Annotated in this window: 8 protein-coding genes, 2 tRNA genes, 3 rRNA genes and 2 pseudogenes; 4 read left to right on the forward strand and 11 right to left on the reverse strand. The window is 40.8% G+C overall.

Annotated elements, in window-relative coordinates; genetic code table 11:
* Positions 1 to 70 precede the first annotated feature (70 nt).
* On the forward strand, positions 71 to 1,126 hold the full coding sequence (rlmN, locus tag G7074_RS07770; protein WP_166207773.1) for a 23S rRNA (adenine(2503)-C(2))-methyltransferase RlmN: 1,056 nt from the start codon (positions 71 to 73) through the stop codon (positions 1,124 to 1,126).
* Between the two features lie 352 nt (positions 1,127 to 1,478).
* Here rlmN and rrf read toward each other — a convergent pair.
* From rrf to G7074_RS07795, 5 genes are all read right to left on the reverse strand, one after another.
* Positions 1,479 to 1,590, reverse strand: a 5S ribosomal RNA gene (gene rrf / locus G7074_RS07775).
* 82 nt (positions 1,591 to 1,672) lie between these two features.
* Positions 1,673 to 4,548: ribosomal RNA gene (locus tag G7074_RS07780) — 23S ribosomal RNA — on the reverse strand.
* Positions 4,549 to 4,913: 365 nt separating this feature from the next.
* Positions 4,914 to 4,990: transfer RNA gene (locus G7074_RS07785), tRNA-Ala, on the reverse strand.
* A gap of 17 nt (positions 4,991 to 5,007) precedes the next feature.
* A tRNA-Ile gene (locus G7074_RS07790) sits at positions 5,008 to 5,082 on the reverse strand.
* A gap of 183 nt (positions 5,083 to 5,265) precedes the next feature.
* Positions 5,266 to 6,785: ribosomal RNA gene (locus tag G7074_RS07795) — 16S ribosomal RNA — on the reverse strand.
* The 16S, 23S and 5S rRNA genes sit together here with 2 tRNA genes alongside, the layout of an rRNA operon.
* Before the next feature lie 999 nt (positions 6,786 to 7,784).
* Here G7074_RS07795 and G7074_RS07800 point away from each other — a divergent pair.
* Positions 7,785 to 9,158: a hypothetical protein gene (locus G7074_RS07800; protein ID WP_166207775.1), complete on the forward strand. Its 1,374-nt coding sequence runs from the start codon at positions 7,785 to 7,787 to the stop codon at positions 9,156 to 9,158.
* A 268-nt stretch (positions 9,159 to 9,426) separates the two neighbouring features.
* On the opposite strand, the pseudogene glyA reads toward G7074_RS07800, so the two are convergent.
* Positions 9,427 to 10,697, reverse strand: a pseudogene (glyA, locus tag G7074_RS07805) (serine hydroxymethyltransferase).
* A gap of 62 nt (positions 10,698 to 10,759) precedes the next feature.
* Entirely contained in the window at positions 10,760 to 11,503 is a 744-nt protein-coding gene (locus tag G7074_RS07810; protein ID WP_039475817.1) for a ScpA family protein, read from the reverse strand.
* A gap of 237 nt (positions 11,504 to 11,740) precedes the next feature.
* Here G7074_RS07810 and dxs point away from each other — a divergent pair, with 237 nt between their 5' ends.
* Positions 11,741 to 13,669, forward strand: a complete 1,929-nt coding sequence (gene dxs, locus G7074_RS07815) for a 1-deoxy-D-xylulose-5-phosphate synthase (protein ID WP_124562088.1) — start codon at positions 11,741 to 11,743, stop codon at positions 13,667 to 13,669.
* Between the two features lie 254 nt (positions 13,670 to 13,923).
* The gene (gene glmS, locus G7074_RS07820) at positions 13,924 to 15,762 is read left to right on the forward strand and encodes a glutamine--fructose-6-phosphate transaminase (isomerizing) (protein WP_124562087.1); all 1,839 of its coding nucleotides are present in this window, start codon (positions 13,924 to 13,926) and stop codon (positions 15,760 to 15,762) included.
* Between the two features lie 333 nt (positions 15,763 to 16,095).
* Here glmS and G7074_RS07825 read toward each other — a convergent pair whose 3' ends face one another.
* From G7074_RS07825 to G7074_RS07840, 4 genes and pseudogenes are all read right to left on the reverse strand, one after another.
* Positions 16,096 to 17,523 (reverse strand): gliding motility protein RemB, encoded by a 1,428-nt coding sequence (locus G7074_RS07825; protein ID WP_240916500.1) that lies wholly within the window; start codon positions 17,521 to 17,523, stop codon positions 16,096 to 16,098.
* Between the two features lie 191 nt (positions 17,524 to 17,714).
* A pseudogene (locus tag G7074_RS07830) lies at positions 17,715 to 19,654 on the reverse strand (polysaccharide biosynthesis protein).
* 112 nt (positions 19,655 to 19,766) lie between these two features.
* Positions 19,767 to 20,900 (reverse strand): DegT/DnrJ/EryC1/StrS aminotransferase family protein, encoded by a 1,134-nt coding sequence (locus G7074_RS07835; protein ID WP_304622168.1) that lies wholly within the window; start codon positions 20,898 to 20,900, stop codon positions 19,767 to 19,769.
* Between the two features lies 1 nt (position 20,901).
* Positions 20,902 to 21,540 carry an MBL fold metallo-hydrolase gene (locus tag G7074_RS07840; protein ID WP_166207778.1) on the reverse strand — a complete coding sequence of 213 codons (639 nt, stop codon included), beginning with the start codon at positions 21,538 to 21,540 and terminating at the stop codon, positions 20,902 to 20,904.
* Between the last annotated feature and the right edge of the window lie 2 nt (positions 21,541 to 21,542).

Raw genomic sequence — 21,542 nt, forward strand, 5'->3', positions numbered from 1 at the left:
TTATTCATTTGTAATAGGTTAAAACTTCATTTTTTCTGCCTTCCAGCTTTTTTAAGTACCTTTGCAGCAAATGGTAACAGCAAAAAAAACCGATATTCGTGCGTTAGATCTGCCACAATTGCAACAACATCTTACTGCAATGCAACAACCTGCATTCAGGGCTAAACAGATTTATCAATGGCTTTGGGAAAAATCGGCAACGAGTTTCGAACAAATGAGCAATCTTTCTAAAGACTTAAGAAAAGCTTTAGACGAAACTTTTACCATTAATGCTGTCCAGGTTAATAACTCGCAGTTCAGTAACGACCATACCATTAAAAATACCTTTAAACTGGCCGATGGAAACATCGTTGAAGGGGTTCTAATCCCTTTAGAAGACCGCATGACGGCCTGTGTAAGCTCTCAGGTAGGCTGCAGTTTAACCTGTAAGTTTTGTGCAACAGGTTATATGGACCGTAAGCGTAATTTAAATGCCGATGAGATTTATGATCAGGTTGTATTAATAGATAAACAGGCTAAAGAAAACTATAACAATCCGCTTACCAATATTGTGTATATGGGTATGGGAGAGCCGCTGTTAAACTATGCTAACGTATTAAAGTCCATCGAACGCATAACTGCACCAGATGGCTTAAACATGAGTTATAAGCGCATTACTGTCTCTACGGCTGGTATCGCTAAAATGATCAAGAAACTGGGCGATGATGGCGCTAAATTTAATCTGGCCTTATCATTACATGCAGCTAATGACGAGAAGCGTAACGAAATTATGCCGATTAACGAGGCTAACTCACTAAAGTCGCTAGCAGAGGCTTTGAAATACTATTTTGCCAAAACTAAAAACCCGGTAACTTACGAATACATTGTTTTCAATCATTTTAATGATGAAATTTCAGATGCGATGGATTTGGCCAAGTTCTGCAAGCACATTCCATGTAAGGTAAACTTGATTGAGTATAACCCGATTTCATTTGCTGATTTTACTAACGCAGAAGGTGATAAAATAGATGCTTTTTCAAACTATTTGAAGAGCCAGGGTATTAATACCAATATTCGCCGTAGCAGAGGTAAAGATATCGATGCAGCCTGTGGTCAGCTTGCTGTTAAAGAAGAAGCCAAAGCTTAATCAATCATTACTTTTTTATATTCATTCAGTAGCGCAAAAGCAGTGCTAATGGTAAAGGTTCTGTGCTGCTATTCGTTGCAATCCTTTTGGACGAGTAACGCCAGCTTAGGTATGTTCTATTCGAGCCAAAAGAGATTTCCACTACCATCAGGGCTATTTTACTGCCGTTTGTAGCCTATAAAAAGTTCTTTATCATTAAGGAATGAAGGGCATTAAGAAGGCTTTATAGAACATATCCTTACCATCCGAAAAGCTTTGGCCTTTCAGCTTTCTGTTACAATAGGCATAAAACAAGAAAACCCTATAAACGAAGAAAACCCTTTAACAGTTTTGTTAAAGGGTTTCTTATAAGATTTGGCACCGACCTACTCTCCCACGTGTTACCGCAGTACCATCGGCTCTGGTGGGCTTAACTTCTCTGTTCGGAATGGGAAGAGGTGGACACCACCGATATAGGCACCTAAATTTCTTTAGATAAGCTATCTCGAGCTTAAATGACATATTATTGAAAGAAGTTAGTTTGAAGAACAAACAACAGTCTGTTTGCTTTGAAAGCTTCGGATGATTAGTACTACTCGACTGTGCTGTCACCAGCTTTACATCTGTAGCCTATCAACGTAGTAGTCTGCTACGGTCCTATATGGAATTCTCATCTCGTGGCTAGTTTCGCACTTAGATGCTTTCAGCGCTTATCTATTCCCAGCGTAGCTACTCTGCAATGCCCCTGGCGGAACAACAGATTCACTAGAGGCTAGTCCAACCCGGTCCTCTCGTACTAAGGTCAGCCCCACTCAAAATTCCTACGCCCACAACAGATAGGGACCGAACTGTCTCGCGACGTTCTGAACCCAGCTCGCGTGCCACTTTAATCGGCGAACAGCCGAACCCTTGGGACCTTCTCCAGCCCCAGGATGTGACGAGCCGACATCGAGGTGCCAAACCTCCCCGTCGATATGAGCTCTTGGGGGAGATCAGCCTGTTATCCCAGCGTACCTTTTATCCTTTGAGCGATGGCCCTTCCATGCAGAACCACCGGATCACTATATCCGTCTTTCGACCCTGATCGACCTGTATGTCTCACAGTCAAGCAAGCTTATGCTATTGCACTCCTCATACGGTTACCAAGCGTATTGAGCTTACCTTTGAAAGCCTCCGTTACCTTTTTGGAGGCGACCACCCCAGTCAAACTACCCATCAAACAATGTCTCCCGCTGAGCGGGATTAGACACCGAATACAGAAAGGGTGGTATTTCAACGTTGGCTCCACGACGCCTAGCGACGCCGCTTCAAAGCCTCCCACCTATCCTACACATCCTGTACCCAATGTCAATGTTAAATTGTAGTGAAGGTGCATGGGGTCTTTCCGTCCCGTTGCGGGTACCCGGCGTCTTCACCGGGACCACAATTTCACCGAGCTCATGGCTGAGACAGCGCCCAGATCGTTACACCATTCGTGCAGGTCGGAACTTACCCGACAAGGAATTTCGCTACCTTAGGACCGTTATAGTTACGGCCGCCGTTTACTGGGGCTTCGATTCAATGCTTCTCCTTGCGGATGACATCCCCTCTTAACCTTCCAGCACCGGGCAGGTGTCAGGCCTTATACTTCATCTTTCGATTTTGCAAAGCCATGTGTTTTTGTTAAACAGTCGCCTGGGCCTTTTCACTGCGGCTTACATTGCTGCAAGCGCCCCTTCTCCCGAAGTTACAGGGCCATTTTGCCGAGTTCCTTAGCCATGATTCACTCGAGCACCTTAGAATCCTCTTCCCGGATACCTGTGTCGGTTTGCGGTACGGGTTTTTATAACCTGAAGCTTAGCGGTTTTTCTTGGAAGTCTGATTACCTGCGCTATCCACTCAGCCGAAGCCTCGCGGTACTATCAGTTTTCAGCACCGTTGGCGGATTTGCCTACCATCGGTATACCTACAACCTTTAACGATCTATTCCGTCAGATCGCGGCAGTGTCACTACTCCGTCCCCACATCGCAGTTATAAAAAGTACTGGAATATTAACCAGTTGTCCATCGAATTTCCCCTTCGGGTTCTCCTTAGGTCCCGACTAACCCTGATCCGATTAGCGTTGATCAGGAAACCTTATCCTTTCGGTGGGCGGGTTTCTCGCCCGCCTTATCGTTACTTATGCCTACATTTGCTTTTCTAGAAGCTCCAGCACCCATTACCAGATACCTTCACTGCCGCTAGAATGCTCCCCTACCGATATATTTCAATCCCATAGCTTCGGTGTACAATTTAATGCCCGTTTATTATCCATGCCCGATCGCTCGACTAGTGAGCTGTTACGCACTCTTTAAATGAATGGCTGCTTCCAAGCCAACATCCTAGCTGTCTGTGCAATCGGACCTCGTTAGTTCAACTTAACTGTAACTTGGGGACCTTAGCTGATGGTCTGGGTTCTTTCCCTCTCGGCGCGTGACCTTAGCACCCCGCGCCTCACTGCCGACTATATTATATAGCATTCGGAGTTTGTCTGGATTTGGTAGGATTTGACTCCCCCGCACCCAATCAGTAGCTCTACCTCTATATAACTCAACGTCGACGCTGTTCCTAAAAACATTTCGGGGAGTACGAGCTATTTCCCAGTTTGATTAGCCTTTCACCCCTACCCACAGATCATCCGGAAACTTTTCAACGTTTATCGGTTCGGTCCTCCAGTACGTGTTACCGCACCTTCAACCTGTCCATGGGTAGATCACAAGGTTTCGCGTCTACCTCCTCTGACTATACGCCCTATTCAGACTCGCTTTCGCTTCGGATCCGTGCCTGAAGCACTTAACCTTGCCAGAGAAGAGTAACTCGTAGGCTCATTATGCAAAAGGCACGCCGTCACGCAACTTGTACGCTCCGACCGCTTGTAAGTACACGGTTTCAGGTTCTATTTCACTCCCCTGTTCGGGGTTCTTTTCACCTTTCCCTCACGGTACTGGTTCACTATCGGTCTCTCAGGAGTATTTAGCCTTACCGGATGGTGCCGGCAAATTCCCACAAGGCGTCTCCGACCTCGCGGTACTCAGGATACTGCTAGGCTAGCATTCTATACGTGTACTGGGCTATCACCATGTATCGCCGGGCTTCCCATCCCGTTCCACTTCTGTTTGCTAATGCCACGTTGCAGTCCTACAACCCCCACTTTGCCGTAACAAAGTAGGTTTGGGCTCTTTCCCTTTCGCTCGCCACTACTCAGGAAATCATTGTTATTTTCTCTTCCTCTGCTTACTTAGATGTTTCAGTTCGGCAGGTTTGCTCATTATATGTGACATGTCTTCAACATGCCGGGTTGCCCCATTCGGAAATCTTCGGATCAATTCCTATTTGCAAATACCCGAAGCTTATCGCAGCTTATCACGTCCTTCATCGCCTCTGAGAGCCAAGGCATCCCCCGTGTACTCTTTATTACTTTCTTCTACTCATGCGCCTTTTGCGCCGCATGGTATGCTTTTTTGCTCTTGTTATGATGTCTCATACCCCTCATCTGATTGCTCATTTGAGTGGTGAGCACAAACACAACAGTCGCCTATTGTTGTTTGCTCTTCTTTTTTAACTTCTTCCAATATGTCAAAGAACTTTACTGAGGCTGAAAACCGAAGGTATAAAAGTACAGGGTGTCATGTGCCCTTCCTTAAGCTTCGTATCAGCTTCGTTAGTAAAAAACTGCGGTCTCGAACCGTTTTCCGATGTCCTTCTTTTGTTGTACATCAGTGCCCCATGGCGTTTCTTCTTTTCTTAATTATGTCAATGTAGACCATCAATCCTGACAGTGTCTGTATTTGGTGGAGAATAACGGAGTCGAACCGTTGACCTCCTGCGTGCAAGGCAGGCGCTCTAGCCAGCTGAGCTAATCCCCCAAAAGGTTGTTGTAATGTAGTCCCGTCCAGATTTGAACTGGAGACCCCTACATTATCAGTGTAGTGCTCTAACCAGGCTGAGCTACGGGACTATGGTTTAAGGCAAGCGCTTCGCAGTATATAGTACCTTACCGCTACTGCTTCCTTTGGCTTACCCCATCTTTAAGTTCCGTTAAGCTTACCTTTATAGTAGCCCACCGTTTTCTTCTGGGTGTTTCTTGTTTCTCTTGTTGTGAAATATCATGTTGCGAAGCGAGTAGGTGACGCTACTCCAGAAAGGAGGTATTCCAGCCGCACCTTCCGGTACGGCTACCTTGTTACGACTTAGCCCCAGTTACCGGTTTTACCCTAGGACGCTCCTTGCGGTTACATACTTTAGGTACCCCCAGCTTCCATGGCTTGACGGGCGGTGTGTACAAGGCCCGGGAACGTATTCACCGCGTCATTGCTGATACGCGATTACTAGCGAATCCAACTTCATGGGGTCGAGTTGCAGACCCCAATCCGAACTGTGAATGGCTTTGTGAGATTCGCATCATATTGCTATGTAGCTGCCCTCTGTACCATCCATTGTAGCACGTGTGTAGCCCCGGACGTAAGGGCCATGATGACTTGACGTCGTCCCCTCCTTCCTCTCTGTTTGCACAGGCAGTCTGTTTAGAGTCCCCATCATTACATGCTGGCAACTAAACATAGGGGTTGCGCTCGTTGCGGGACTTAACCCAACACCTCACGGCACGAGCTGACGACAGCCATGCAGCACCTAGTTTCGTGTGATTGCTCACTGATCTATCTCTAAATCATTCACTAACTTTCAAGCCCGGGTAAGGTTCCTCGCGTATCATCGAATTAAACCACATGCTCCTCCGCTTGTGCGGGCCCCGTCAATTCCTTTGAGTTTCACCCTTGCGGGCGTACTCCCCAGGTGGAACACTTAACGCTTTCGCTTAGCCGCTGACTGTGTATCGCCAACAGCGAGTGTTCATCGTTTAGGGCGTGGACTACCAGGGTATCTAATCCTGTTTGATCCCCACGCTTTCGTGCCTCAGCGTCAATAAGACCATAGTAAGCTGCCTTCGCAATCGGTGTTCTGAGACATATCTATGCATTTCACCGCTACTTGTCTCATTCCGCCTACCTCTAGTCCATTCAAGCCCATCAGTATCAAGGGCACTGCGATAGTTGAGCTACCGTCTTTCACCCCTGACTTAACAGGCCGCCTACGCACCCTTTAAACCCAATAAATCCGGATAACGCTTGGATCCTCCGTATTACCGCGGCTGCTGGCACGGAGTTAGCCGATCCTTATTCTTCCGGTACATTCAGCTACTTACACGTAAGTAGGTTTATTCCCGGATAAAAGCAGTTTACAACCCATAGGGCAGTCTTCCTGCACGCGGCATGGCTGGTTCAGAGTTGCCTCCATTGACCAATATTCCTTACTGCTGCCTCCCGTAGGAGTCTGGTCCGTGTCTCAGTACCAGTGTGGGGGGCCATCCTCTCAGATCCCCTAGTCATCGTCGCCTTGGTGGGCCGTTACCCCGCCAACTAGCTAATGACACGCATGCCCATCTTTATCCTATAAATATTTGATCATTGAATAATGCTATCCTGTGATTTTATGCGGTGTTAATCCGGATTTCTCCGGGCTATCCCCTGATAAAGGTAGGTTGCATACGCGTTACGCACCCGTGCGCCACTTTCATAAAGAGCAAGCCCTTTAATCGCGTTCGACTTGCATGTATTAGGCCTGCCGCTAGCGTTCATCCTGAGCCAGGATCAAACTCTCCATTGTAAAATGTTGTTTTGATTCTGACCAGTTTTAACTATTGTTAAAAATAGTCTTCTTTTGTTTTGTCTGTTAGACATCACCTTTAAAATAAAGCTCCTTAATCATGTACTTCGACCAGTACTTCATTAAACCCGCTTTCGCTACATTGACATCTCTTTTAAGAACTTATCGGCATCACCTCGCGGTTGCCTTTCTATATATCTTCAGGGCTTGGTTTCTGCCGGTCTTATTCGTCCCGCTTTCAGTTTTCGCCTGTTTCAATCTTTTTTCGTTTGCTTTCCGCGACATCCGCCGCTCAGCTTTTTTACCCTTCCTTATCGTTGGGAGTGCAAAGGTAGGAATCTTTTTTTAACTTCCAAATAAAATAATTTTTATTTTTTCGTTTTATTTTTTCCTGCTTCCCACTATTTCAAGTGCCGGTTTTATCCAGCTTCCCTCTCCTTCAGGAGCGGGCTGCAAAGGTAACAATCTTTTTCCTTCATGCAAGCTTTATTTTAAAATAAATCTCGCCCCATCCTCACCATTGTACGCTTTTCAACTAATCCCCTCTCCTTCCGAGCGGGTTGCAAAGGTAGGAAAAATTACAACCCGCACAAATCCTTTTATCGATTTTTTGGGGATATTAGGCTAACTTAATGGTTTACAGCAGGAAATAATATTATAAGTAGTGGAATAGCTATGCAGATCAGGCGTCAAGAAGTATAATCATTATTTTATAGTTGAGATAAAATTACACCAAGAGGATCTAAAAACATGGGTACTGGTTATGACGGTCACATTTTATTATGTATAAAATGAACTCTCAGAATTTCTAAACAGATTTTGAATAAACTCATTTCATTTGGAAAGGACATAGTAATTAACAGAAAAACATGAGCCACGGCAAACGAGCTTTTAAATTCTGCTATGGAAAAGACTACTACTGTAGCTTTTGGCTAATAAAGGCAACTATTATTTTTGAGCCTTGTTGTAACTCCTCAAACATTTTTATAAGTTTGATTTATGCGTTTTAATATTGGCCTGGCGTTATTGGTTATTTTCATGGTATCGGCCTGCCGCAAAGGAGAACATATAACCACTGATCCAAACGCCAAACTAAACATTTCTAATCTCGAAATTTTATTTGATACCATTTTTACTTCGGTAGGATCGGTAACGAAAAGAATAAAAATTGCCAATAAAAATAATGACGCGGTTAAAATATCTGAAATAAAACTAGCGGGAGGTAATACTTCTGCTTTCAGCATTAATATTAATGGGGAAAACCTCTTAAACAAAAACGACCTGATTTTAAATGGCCAGGATTCGATTAACCTTTTTGTAAAGGTTACCATTAATCCAAATATCCAAAACCTGGCATTTTTAGTGCAGGATTCTATTATTTTAAACACTAATGGAAACAGGCAGGTGGTGCAGCTTTTGGCTTACGGCCAGAATGCCATATTTGTAAACAATACAGTTATAGGCTCCAATACCATTTGGGCAAAGGCCTTGCCTTATATTATTAATGGTACGTTGACCGTTAAAAACGGTAATTCGCTTACCATCCAACCCGGTACCAAAATTTATTTTCATAAAGATGCCAACCTAAACGTAGAAGGCACACTCACTGTTAACGGAACGGTTAACGAGCCAGTAATGTTTTGCAGCGATAGGCTAGAAAAATTATATCATGACGAACCCGGACAATGGAAAGGAATTTTTATCAAAAGAAATGGAAATGGCCTAATCAAACATGCTATTATCAAAAATGCATCGGTAGGTATCACCTCCGATTCCTTATCCCTAAACTCGAACCCAAAATTGATTTTAAGCAGCAGTATTATTAAAAACATGCAGGTTGCAGCATATATAGGTTACCATTCGGAGCTTTTGGCATTTAACAACCTCCTATATAATTGCGGCAATTACCTTATTTATGCCGTAGGTGGCGGAAATTATAACCTCAAACACAATACTTTTGCAGGCTATAACCTCAATTTTCCACGAAAGACAGCAGCTTTAAGCTTTTCCGATTATTTATCCACTAATGCTTATAATAAACTTCAGTTAGATTTAACCAATAATATCATCTGGGGCAGTTTAACTAACGAGCTCGATATCCAAAGAAAAACTTCGGCAGTTGTACAGCTTAATTTATGGAACAATTTAATCAGAACCACCAACATCAGCTACAACAATAACGGCAACATTTTAAACACGGATCCACTTTTTGTTGATAAGGCATTAGAGAATTTTGAAGTGCAAGCCAATAGCCCCACTATAAAAAAGGGTAAAGATTTAAACGCAGATCCCTACTTCAGTAGTTATCTGAATAAAGACCTTAAAGAAAATTCAAGATTTTTCCCCTCAACCTTAGGCTGTTACGAAAAATAATTACTTTTTTTTCACCTCGCAGAAAACAATTTGGCATAAATTCTCGTTTATATATTCGAGAGCGTTAATTTAGATGGTAAGGGTCGATATTTCACATAAGAATATCGGCCCTTTACTTTTTACTGCTTTTTATGTTTGAATAAGATTCAAGTTTACTTGCATTAAAACAAAAAAGCCCTTAACAATTTAGTCCTACACTGCCTATAAAAAGAAAGAGCCTTGCACATTATGCAAGGCTCTTTTTAGAAAAACGCTTTGAAGCGCTATATTATTTATACAATGGAAATGCGCTAACCAGGCTAATTACCTCAGCTTTTACAGCATTAATATTGGCTTCATCGTCAGGGTTTGTTAATACCTGATCAATTAAATCAACAATTTTCTCCATTTCAGCTTCTTTTAAACCTCTTGTAGTGATTGCCGCAGTACCTACGCGGATACCTGAGGTTACAAATGGCGATTTATCATCAAATGGCACCATGTTTTTGTTTACCGTAATTTCAGCTCTTTCTAAAGCATTTTCAGCAACTTTACCGGTAATGTTTTTATTGCGAAGATCGATTAACATTAAGTGGTTATCAGTACCGCCTGAAATAATTCCGTATCCTTTAGCCACAAATGCTTTGGCCATAGCTTGTGCATTGGCAGCAACTTGTTTAATATAAGTTCCATACTCCTCACTCAAAGCCTCACCAAAAGCGATTGCTTTAGCAGCAATAATGTGCTCTAACGGACCACCTTGCGTACCTGGAAAAACAGCCATATCCAATAAGTTGCTCATCATACGGATTTCGCCTTTAGGTGTTTTTAATCCCCATGGGTTTTCGAAATCCTGTCCCATCATAATCATACCACCACGTGGGCCACGTAAAGTTTTGTGGGTAGTAGTAGTTACAATATGGCAATGTGGAAGTGGGTTAGCCAACAAACCTTTGGCAATTAAACCAGCAGGGTGAGAAATATCAGCTAAAACCAAAGCACCGATTTTATCGGCTACCGAACGGATAAAAGCATAATCCCACTCGCGCGAGTAAGCAGATGCACCGCAGATAATTAATTTTGGTTTTTCTGCTAAAGCAACTTCTTCCAATTTTTTATAATCGATTAATCCGGTTTCTTTTTCAACACCATAAAATAATGGCTGATATAATTTACCAGAAAAGTTTACCGGCGAACCGTGAGTTAAGTGCCCCCGTGAGAAAGATCAAAACCTAATATTTTATCGCCTGGCTGAAGAATAGCAAGCATAACCGCCGCATTGGCCTGCGCACCAGAGTGTGGCTGAACGTTAACCCATGCTGCACCAAATAATTGTTTTGCCCTATCGATAGCAATTTGCTCTACTACATCTACTACCTGGCAACCACCATAGTAACGTTTCCCTGGTAAACCTTCAGCATATTTATTGGTTAATACCGAACCAGCAGCTTCCATTACCTGCTTGCTTACAAAGTTTTCTGATGCAATAAGCTCTAAACCATGCTCCTGGCGGTTTAACTCCTTATCAATAAGTTCAAAAATTTGGTTGTCGCGTGTCATCGTTATATTAGGTTTGTATTTTTTTTGCAAAAGTAAGAAATTCAAAGCTAATTTAAGCGGTATTACGATAATGCTTTCACATTAAAGTTGTTAAAGCCGCTTCCAATGGTTATCTCTACGATTTGTTGTTGCAACATTTCTAAAATAGCCAGGAAATTGTACACGAAATGCACCTTATTTTCTGAATTTTTAAGCACCAGGGCAAAATCTATCTGCTTATTGATATCTAACAGATTGGCGATAAAATGTTTTTGCTGTTCAATAGTATAAGGATATTGAACTACGGTATGTTTAACCTCTTCGCTCCGCAGTTCATACTTCTGCATGGTTCGATGATAAACAGTTAAAAGTTTATATAAATCGAGTGAGAGGAGTTCGTCCTGATGAGTTGATGATGCAGCCGCCAGGCCTAAGTCGAAAGCAATGTTGCCCCGTTGGTCTTGTTTCATCCGGCCATCTTCCAAAACTTTCATTTCTTCGGCAGCCGATTTAAACTGTTTGTAAGCTATAAGTCGGGCGATCAGGTCTTGTTCAGCATTAATTTCGTTTCCGGCCTCATCAATCTCAATCCTGGGCAAAAGCATTTTCGATTTAATGCGCATTAAAGTTGCTGCAACAAGAATAAACTCACTGGCTACCTCTACATTTAGCGCCAATAACTGATGGATATAGGCCAGGAAATCGTTAGTAATCTTGGCAATCTCCACATCCTGAATATTGAGTTCATCGCGTTCAATAAAGAACAACAACAAATCGAAGGGGCCTTCGAAAACCGGAAGTTTTATTTCAAAATTCTCTGCCTGCATGCGTAGGGGCAAACATAACGAAAATTTTTAGGTCCTAACAGTCTAACCCCAATTCAAAAAGCTCTACACTTAGTACTAGCTGCTCTTCATCAAAGGCCAAATGCTAAACCCTTACCCACCAGCGCTAATCACCTAGACACTAACCGCTTAATCATCAATAATAAACCGTTATTTTTCTCTTCTATATTAAAACAAATTTACCTTACTTTGTATCTTGTTTTTTACCATAAATTCCGAATGCAAGTAAAAGCTGGCCCCCTGCTTTCAAAAATCAACTATCCCGCTGATTTAAAGCAATATAACGAGTCTGACTTAGAACAAATAAGTCAGGAATTACGACAATACATTATCGATGTAGTGAGTGTGAATGGTGGCCATTTTGGTGCCAGTTTAGGTGTTGTCGAACTCACAGTAGCACTACATTACGCACTAAATACACCATATGATAAATTGGTTTGGGACGTAGGTCACCAGGCTTACGGCCATAAAATACTTACCGGCCGCAGAGATTTATTCCACACCAACCGTGTATATGGTGGTATTAGTGGTTTCCCAAAAATTTCTGAAAGTGAGTACGATACCTTTGGTGTGGGCCACTCATCTACCTCTATATCTGCAGCTTTGGGTATGGCTGTTGCCTCGCAATTAAAAGGCGAAACCGATAGGCAGCATGTTGCTGTAATTGGCGATGGCGCAATGACAGCGGGTTTAGCTTTTGAAGGCTTAAACCATGCGGGGATCGAAAACAGCAATGTATTGGTTATCTTAAATGATAACTGTATGTCTATCGACCCGAATGTTGGTGCACTGAAAGAGTACCTAACCAGCATCACCATTTCAAAATCATACAACCGCTTTCGCGATGATATTTCACATGTGCTTGCCGGGCTTTCTAAACTTGGCCCTAATGCACACAAGTATGTAAAGAAAATAGAGAAAAGCATTAAAGGTACCCTGCTTAAACAGAGTAATTTATTCGAAGCTTTAAATTTCAGGTATTTTGGTCCGGTAGATGGTCATGATGTGAAACGTTTGGCACAGGTTATAAAAGACCTTTCTGCAATTCCGGGCCCGAAATTGTTACACTGTGTTACAGTAAAAGGTAAAGGTTTTGCATTAGCCGAAAAAGACCAAACCAAATGGCACGCACCAGGCCTTTTCGATAAGATTACCGGAGAAATTAAAAAAAGTACTCCAGATAAACCTCAGCCGCCCAAATACCAGGATGTTTTTGGGCATACCATGGTCGAACTGGCCGAGGCAAACGATAAAATTGTGGGAATTACGCCTGCCATGCCTTCAGGATCATCATTAAACATCATGATGAAAGCCATGCCAAAGCGCGCCTTTGATGTGGGCATAGCCGAACAGCATGCCGTAACTTTCTCGGCAGGTTTAGCAGCACAAGGGTTGGTTCCTTTTTGTAACATCTATTCCAGCTTTATGCAAAGGGCGTACGATCAGGTAATTCACGATGTCGCCATCCAAAAACTGAATGTTGTTTTTTGCCTGGATAGGGCAGGTTTAGCGGGTGCTGATGGCGCAACTCACCATGGCGCTTACGATATTGCCTATATGCGTTGTATTCCAAACCTGGTGGTTTCTTCGCCGATGAACGAAGAAGAATTGCGCAATCTGATGTTTACGGCGCAACAAGAAAACATCGGTCCTTTCGTAATTCGCTACCCACGCGGTAATGGCGTAATGCCCGATTGGAAAAGACCGTTTAAAGCATTGGAGATTGGCAAAGGCCGTAAAATATGTGATGGAGAAGACGTTGCACTCCTTACCATTGGTCATGTGGGCAACTTCGCAGTTGAGGCTCGTGCTGAACTGAATACCGAAGGATTTTACCCTGCACACTACGATTTACGTTTTGTTAAACCTTTAGATGAACAGATGCTGCATGAGGTATTTGCTAAATATAAACATGTAATTACGGTAGAAGATGGTTCGCTTCAGGGCGGTGTAGGTTCTGCAGTTTTAGAATTTATGGCCGATCATGGTTACCATGCCAACGTAATCCGCTTAGGTATTCCCGATCAGTTTGTTGAACATGGCGAACAGCCCGAACTTTGGGCCGAATGTGGCTACGATAAAAATGCAATTGTACAAGCAGTAAGAAAAGTGGCTGTAAAAAGAACAACCGATAGTATGGCTGGTTAAGAGCAAAATACTTCAATATTATTATAAATCCCATTGCAAAAAATGCAATGGGATTTTTTTATGCTCATAGTTTCTTCTATATAGAAAATAAAGCTTTAGAGGATAATTGAAGTACTTAACTCGTATGATCAGCTTCACTAATATTGTAAACGCATGTGAAGCGCGTAACAATTACGCTACCATAATTAACGAAAAAATGCTAAACAAACGTTTGATTTGTTATATTAGCAGCCTAATTAAAATCTAAATTTATTATGTGTGGAATAGTAGGCTACATAGGCTTTAGAGAAGCCTGGCCAATTGTATTAAAAGGCCTTAAAAGATTAGAGTATCGCGGTTATGATAGCGCTGGCATTGCATTAATGAATGATAATGGGCAGCATATTTACAAAAAGGCAGGTAAAGTGGCTGTTTTGGAAGAATTTGCAGCAGCACAGGATAAATCTGGCACTATCGGAATAGGCCATACCCGCTGGGCAACACATGGTGTGCCGTCTGACCGGAATTCGCATCCTCATACCTCAAACAACAATAAACTTTCTATCATACACAACGGTATTATCGAAAACTACGCCACCCTAAAAGAAGAATTATTGGAGCGTGGCCATGAGTTTAAAAGCGATACCGATACAGAGGTACTCATCCATCTGATTGAAGAAATCCAGAAGATTGAGCAAATAGACCTGATGGAAGCTGTACGTTTGGCACTCCAGGAAGTGAGTGGTGCCTATGCCATCGTAATTATGGATAGGGAAAATCCCGATCGCTTAATTGCTGCACGTAAAGGAAGCCCGATGGTTATTGGCGTTGGCGCAGGCGAATATTTTATCGCATCAGATGCTACACCCATTATCGAATATACCAAAAATGTAATCTACCTGAAAGATGGCGAAATTGCATTAATTACTAAAAATGATCTTTTAATTAAGCAGCTCGATAATGTAGTGCAAACCCCATTAATTCAGGAACTGGAACTGAAACTGGAGATGCTGGAGAAAGGTGGCTTCGATCACTTCATGCTAAAAGAAATATACGAACAGCCAAGATCGATAAAAGATTGTATGCGCGGGCGTATCTACCCCGAAGAAGGTAAAGTTCAGTTGGGCGGAATCAAAGAATTCGCAGAGAAGTTAAAAAATATAGATCGGATCATCATTGTAGCTTGCGGTACGTCATGGCATGCGGGTTTGGTAGGGGAATACCTGATTGAAGAATATGCCCGTATCCCGGTTGAGGTAGAGTATGCATCAGAGTTCAGGTACCGCAACCCAATTATTACTGAAAAAGATGTGGTAATTGCGATCTCACAATCAGGCGAAACTGCTGATACCATGGCCGCTATCGAAATGGCCAAAGAGCGTGGAGCAACCATTTTTGGTATCTGTAATGTAGCTGGCGCATCTATCCCACGCTTAACACATGCTGGTGTTTATACACATGCCGGCCCCGAGATTGGTGTAGCTTCTACAAAAGCGTTTACCGCACAGGTAACTGTCCTAACTTTAATGGCCTTTTACATGGCACAGCAAAAAGGCTCAATTACTACTTCCAAATTAATTGAGCTATTAACCGAACTAGACCACATTCCTGAAAAAATTCAGATTGCATTGGAATCGAATGAGTTAATCAAAGAAGTCGCCGAAAAAATTAAAGATTCAACAAACTGCTTATTCCTGGGCCGCGGTAGTGGTTTCCCTGTGGCACTGGAAGGCGCACTAAAACTAAAGGAAATTTCTTATATCCACGCAGAGGGCTATCCCGCGGCCGAAATGAAACACGGCCCAATTGCTCTTATTGACGAAGAGATGCCGGTGGTATTTATTGCTACCCAAAATTCATCTTACGAAAAGGTAATCAGCAACATTCAGGAAGTAAAAGCCCGTAAAGGTAAGGTAATTGCCATTGTAACAGAAGGCGATACTGAGGTAAAGAAAATGGCCGACTATTGCATTGAGATCCCCGATGCCAACGAAGCTTTCTTACCACTATTAGCTACTATCCCACTTCAGTTACTTTCTTATCACATTGCGGTAATGAGGGGCTGTAATGTAGATCAGCCAAGAAACTTGGCTAAATCTGTAACAGTTGAATAGTTAAAAAGAAAGCGCTGATTATTTTAATCAGCGCTTTCTTTTTATTTAGCAGGTATCAAACCTTTTTCTATACACCTATAAAAGCAATCTACTTTAAAACCTGATAAATCCACTTCAATTTTAAAACAATTTTATCTTTCATATGTTTAACATCGCAAGCAATATTTTGTTTGCGAATAAAATGAACTAAATTATGACTGCTATTAGAAAAACGATTGTATTTAGTAAACTTATTTTCAATTTTGTTGGTTACATGGTTAACCAATTTAGAGGTAAATAAAAGATTAGCTATGGCCTAATCAAATTAACACTTCATCGAAATATTTATCACGGTTAAAAATCGTGATAAATATTTCTAAACGAACTTCTCAAACCAATGGTTAACAAACCAGTTTTATTTAAACCCAATTCGTTGCTTTCTCTCCTATAAGTACCGGCAACTTCTATCCTTAAATTATATTTCGGATTTAGTAAATAAGCTACCTGCCCTTTTACATAATATAAATCGGTGCCAATCCCCTGGCCGATATGGCTACCGTACTGTACAGACCTTGTATCATAGCTTTTAAAAATATCGCCGCCATAATTCATATCAGCAGGATCTAAACCATAACGCGAATACAAGGCCTGCCCCTGTAGGTCAAATCTTTTGTAACTATAATTTAAGATCCCCAAAAACTCCCTAAAGTTGGCACCGAGAGGATGCGCTAGTGATTGGTTATAATTTGCATAATTAGATATCCGGTCAAAATGTGCATAGGTATATGGTCTGGCGGTATTAAATTCAGCAAGGTAATTTAAACCTTGTACTTTGAATAAATCAGATCCGCGTACACCGAACTGTACGGCAAACTTATTTGCCCAATACCCGTTACCTTTAAAAAATTCCTTGGCTGTAAATTCATCAAACATAAACTGGCCGTACAAAGCTGTTTTATCCAATATCTCATACTTTAAGTTAATACCCAAACGCATTTTATCAGGAGACGTAGTATTGGTACTCTCAACAGGGCGCAGGAACATAAATGGATGAATATAGTTGAAATCAAATCCACGTTTGCCTTCTACTTCAGCATCCGCCCAGGTTACGGCCTGAAAAAAACCTACTGAAAAGCGTTTAGTCGCATTCCAATCTACATAATGCGCAGCCATCCACTTTCCTCTATCCCCCAGTCTTCTGTCACTGGCCAGTTTCGGAGCACCAGGATCCAGCATGTATGCAAATATGGTCTGATACTGTACACTACCTAAAGTAGCACGTACACGGAAGAACGAATAATTAGATGACACATCCGATAACAACATCGAACGGTATCCATCGCCAATAAAGTTCTTGTCGTAGCCTAAAGCAAAATTCAAATGTTTATTTGGCGTATAAGATAAAAGTGCCGTTACGTAAGACCAATCTTGTTTGTCTGCTCCTAATTTACCATAACCTTGTCCCGGCACAACCTGATTCGCTACAATAAAGTTATTTACATAATTGGCAAATTTCCCTTGATTTTCGAAGCCATTTAAATAAAACGAAAATTGTTTACCAACATTACCACCAACCTGAAAGCCCCTGGTGTTTAACCAGGTTGTCCGATCACCGGCAACATCGCGGCCAATTTGAAAATCAGGTAAAAAATCGGCGTAAATATTATAATCTTCGTTCTTAAATTCTAAAAGGTGCTCCTGAAACAATTTACGATGAACCCAGCTTCTTTTATTCAAACTATCGGCACCAGCATTCATTAGCGAATCGTATTGCTTTTGCAAAACACTATCGTCAGCATAAAAGCCTTTAATGGCCGAGTGAAATTTAGATTGACGGTCGTAAACTGATGAATTTAGTTTTTGATAAAACTGATAATCGTATTGGATAATGTTATTGGCAGTCGGGTTTGTGCTTTTGCGCTTAAAGCAAAAATGGCCATACAGGCCATAAAAAGGATTTTTCTCGTCATTTTCTAATCATTAATAATTTGATCTAATTCTTCAAATACCGAATTTTTACTCTTGAATTCCGGGACCAGCTTTTTCATATTGATTACAACCTGCCGATCATTACCTGATTTTGCTGAAGCAACCAGCTCGTAAATTTGTTTTTCTACATCAGCAAACACATATTCACGCACCTTGCCAATCATAATTTTTTCGTGGTGTGTGGGCATGGTATTTTCATTATCATTCAGTAGCTCTTCATACAGCTTTTCTCCCGGTCGTAAACCCGAATATTCAATCTTCACATCAACATTAGGCTCTAAACCAGCTAATCTGATCATTTTTTTTGCCAATTCAACAATTTTGACTGACTTGCCCATATCAAAAACGAAAATCTCACCACCTTTACCCATACATCCTGCTTCCAATACCAAACGGCAAGCTTCAGGTATGGTCATAAAGTAACGGGTGATTTCGGGGTGAGTAACTGTAAGCGGACCACCCTTTTCAATCTGTTGTCTAAAGCGAGGAATTACTGATCCGTTTGACCCCAACACATTTCCAAATCTTGTTGTAATAAATTTGGTGATGGGTTTAACATTCAACTCGTTGATATACTGTAAACCATTACTAAAAATAAAGCCTTCAGTACTTAACGAATTGTTTAATGATTGAACATAAATTTCGGCAATCCTTTTAGAAGCCCCATAATATTGGTAGGGTTTACAGCTTTATCTGTCGAAATCATTACAAATTTCTGAACACCATGTTTAACAGCTTTATCGGCAATAGTTTTCGTGCCTAATACATTAGCCTTAATAGCCTCAGCAGGGTTATCCTCCATTAAAGGCACGTGTTTATACGCTGCAGCATGATAAACATAATGTGGCTTATAGGTATCAAACAATTTATCCATGCGTTGTTCATCGCGAACATCCCCAACAAACGCATGAAAATTCTTGTTCTTATTGTTTTCTTCCAGTTCGAGGTAAAGCTCATGTAATGCCGTTTCCGATTGATCGCAAAGAATTATCAAACCTACATCGAATTTAGATAGCTGCCGCACAATCTCACTACCGATCGATCCAGCTGCGCCAGTAATCAGAATTCGTTTCGTATTAAGCATTTTTCCAATGCCTTCAATATCAATTTTGATCGACTTGCGGTTCAATAAATCTTCAATATTTAATTTCTGGATCTGAGCAGGCTTTAACTGACCGTTGGTCCATACATCAAGTGGAGGAATATTTAAAACTTTAATATCGTTCTCTAAACATAAATCCACAATGGCATCTTTTTTATCATCAGGGATAGTGTAAGAAGCAAAGATAATTTCATCCAGCTCATGTTCCCCAATTAGATAAGCCAAGTTTGCGGCATCTAAAATTTTTACGCCATCTATGGTCTTACCCACTTTTCGCTGATCATCATCAACAAAGGCAACTATATTTTTATTTACACTACCATCATGATCAAAAGTCCGTTTGGTAGCCAAGCCTGCTTCTCCGGCACCATATATAATTACTTTCTTCTTATCCAGATTAAGGTTCTTCACATAAATAAAAAAATATTTAATCAGCACCCGATAAGTCATCAACAGTAAAAAGCTGGCTAAACCATTGGTGATTAATATCGTAAAAGAAATTAAAGGATATTGGAAAAAAGTAATTGAGACTAGATTTAGAACAAAGAAAGTTCCATTACCAATAATAACCGATAACAGAATCCTGAACGAATCCTGAGCACTGGTATAACGGATAATCCCCGTAAAAGTCTTAATATGAAAAAAAACGGCTATATTTATGGTACCAATAATCAAAAGATTCCTGGCCAACTCGGGTAATTCGATCGCTGTTAAATCTAAATTATGCTTAAGCGAATAAGCAAATATTAAAGAACAGGTGCAAATGGTCAAATCCAATAAGAAAATGACCCAACGCGGTACAATATTAATTTGTGTAAACAAGATACAATAGGATAAATTTTAATAAAGGTAAACATTTACAACAAATATGATACCAAAAAGAATATAACAATCCCCTATAGAATTGCATATTTTCTTAACTGTATTTCTTAGATTATAAATAAACGCTTCTGATGTTCAGTACCACTCTTTCCAAATCTTGTTCTGTTAAATTTGATCCTGACGGTAAGCATAAACCATTTCTAAATAAATCTTCGGAAATACCATTACCATAATACGGTGCCTCTTTAAAAACAGGTTGAAGGTGCATTGGTTTCCAAAGAGGCCGGCTCTCAATATTTTCGGATTGCAAAGACAAATAGATACTCTTCTTTGAATACCTGTCGTCTGCCGATCGATCGACATAAATAGTAGACAACCATCGATTTGAATAGAATCCTTCAGGTTCTTCGAGAAAATGAATGCCTTCAATCTGTGCTAACGCTTCTTTATAATAGTTAAAATTACTACGCCTTTTAGAGATCCTATCATTTAATACTTCCATCTGTCCACGACCGATTCCTGCACAAATATTACTCATCCGGTAATTATATCCAATTTTGCTATGCTCATAGTGATTAGCTTTATCCCTAGCTTGGGTAGCCAAAAACCGCGCTTCATTGATATATTCTCCTGAGTCAGAAATTAGTGCTCCTCCCCCAGAAGTTGTAATGATTTTATTTCCATTAAAAGATAAAATGCCAAAAAGGCCATAAGTACCCATCTTTTTGTTACCAATTTTTGAGCCAAGGGCTTCCGCAGCATCTTCAATAATGGGAATTTCGAATTCATTAGCAACCCTTATTATTTCATCCATTTTTGCCGGCATCCCATATAAATGTACAGGAATAATAGCCCTTGGCTTTTTTCCTTTAGCAATTCGATCGATAATACATTCCCTTAATAGATTAGGGCACATATTCCAGGTGTTCATTTCGCTATCAACAAATACAGGAGTAGCTCCAACATATGCAATTGGATTGGCACTTGCAGCAAATGTCATCGACTGGCAAATAACCTCATCACCAGGCTTTACGCCTAACATTATTAAGGCTAAGTGAATTGCTCCAGTTCCAGAGCTTAAAGCTGCTGCGTGTCTCGATCCTGTAAAACCACAAAGATCCTCTTCAAAACCATCTACATTTGGTCCTAATGGAGCGACCCAGTTAGTATTAAACGCCTCATTAACATATTTTTGCTCCATTCCACCCATGTGGGGAGATGATAACCATATTTTTTCTTTTACCACGCTATTTTCTCAGTTCTAAGTATTTATCCTCTAATTTAAATATTTCTCCATGCCCAGCATAAATCATCAAATTCTGATGATTTATTAACAATTGCTTATATAAACGATATGTTTCTTTAAGCATTTCTTTACTTCCACCGGGAAACTTTGTCATTATTTTAATGTCCTTAATCAATGCATCCCCAGTAAATAAGTTTTCATCAACGCATACACTTATGCAAGCTTCAGTATGCCCTTTTGTACTATAAAACTTTAAAACCGTTCCTTTCCAGTTTAATGTATTGTCAATATTTTCAACTAAAATATCCGATGGTGATGTCGTAAATCCTTGATCATCATAAAACAAACTCAAATTAAGTTTATGGTCAATAATTTTATTCGAACAGCTAATTGAACTAATTAACTTACAATTATACCTTTGAATTAAATTATTTACACCCCAGATATGGTCAAAATGGTGATGAGTTAAAATGATATATTCTGGGTATAATTGATGCGCTTCTAAAAAATTGTTTAGCTCAGTTGCGTCTTTTGATCCTGGGTCAATAATAATACAATTGTCGTTCGTTTTATAATATAAAACATAACAATTTGAGCTTACTGGATTATTTATAAATCTTTTAATGACCATTTCGCTCATTA

It is taken from the genome of Pedobacter sp. HDW13 (assembly GCF_011303555.1).
GTDB lineage: Bacteria > Bacteroidota > Bacteroidia > Sphingobacteriales > Sphingobacteriaceae > Pedobacter.

Excerpts from the sequence above, each read along its gene's own strand:
- rlmN (WP_166207773.1), top strand. The coding sequence starts at position 71 with ATGGTAACAGCAAAAAAAACCGATATTCGTGCGTTAGATCTGCCACAA.
- G7074_RS07800 (WP_166207775.1), top strand. The coding sequence starts at position 7,785 with ATGCGTTTTAATATTGGCCTGGCGTTATTGGTTATTTTCATGGTATCG.
- G7074_RS07810 (WP_039475817.1), bottom strand. The coding sequence starts at position 11,503 with ATGCAGGCAGAGAATTTTGAAATAAAACTTCCGGTTTTCGAAGGCCCC.
- dxs (WP_124562088.1), top strand. The coding sequence starts at position 11,741 with ATGCAAGTAAAAGCTGGCCCCCTGCTTTCAAAAATCAACTATCCCGCT.
- glmS (WP_124562087.1), top strand. The coding sequence starts at position 13,924 with ATGTGTGGAATAGTAGGCTACATAGGCTTTAGAGAAGCCTGGCCAATT.
- G7074_RS07840 (WP_166207778.1), bottom strand. The coding sequence starts at position 21,540 with ATGAGCGAAATGGTCATTAAAAGATTTATAAATAATCCAGTAAGCTCA.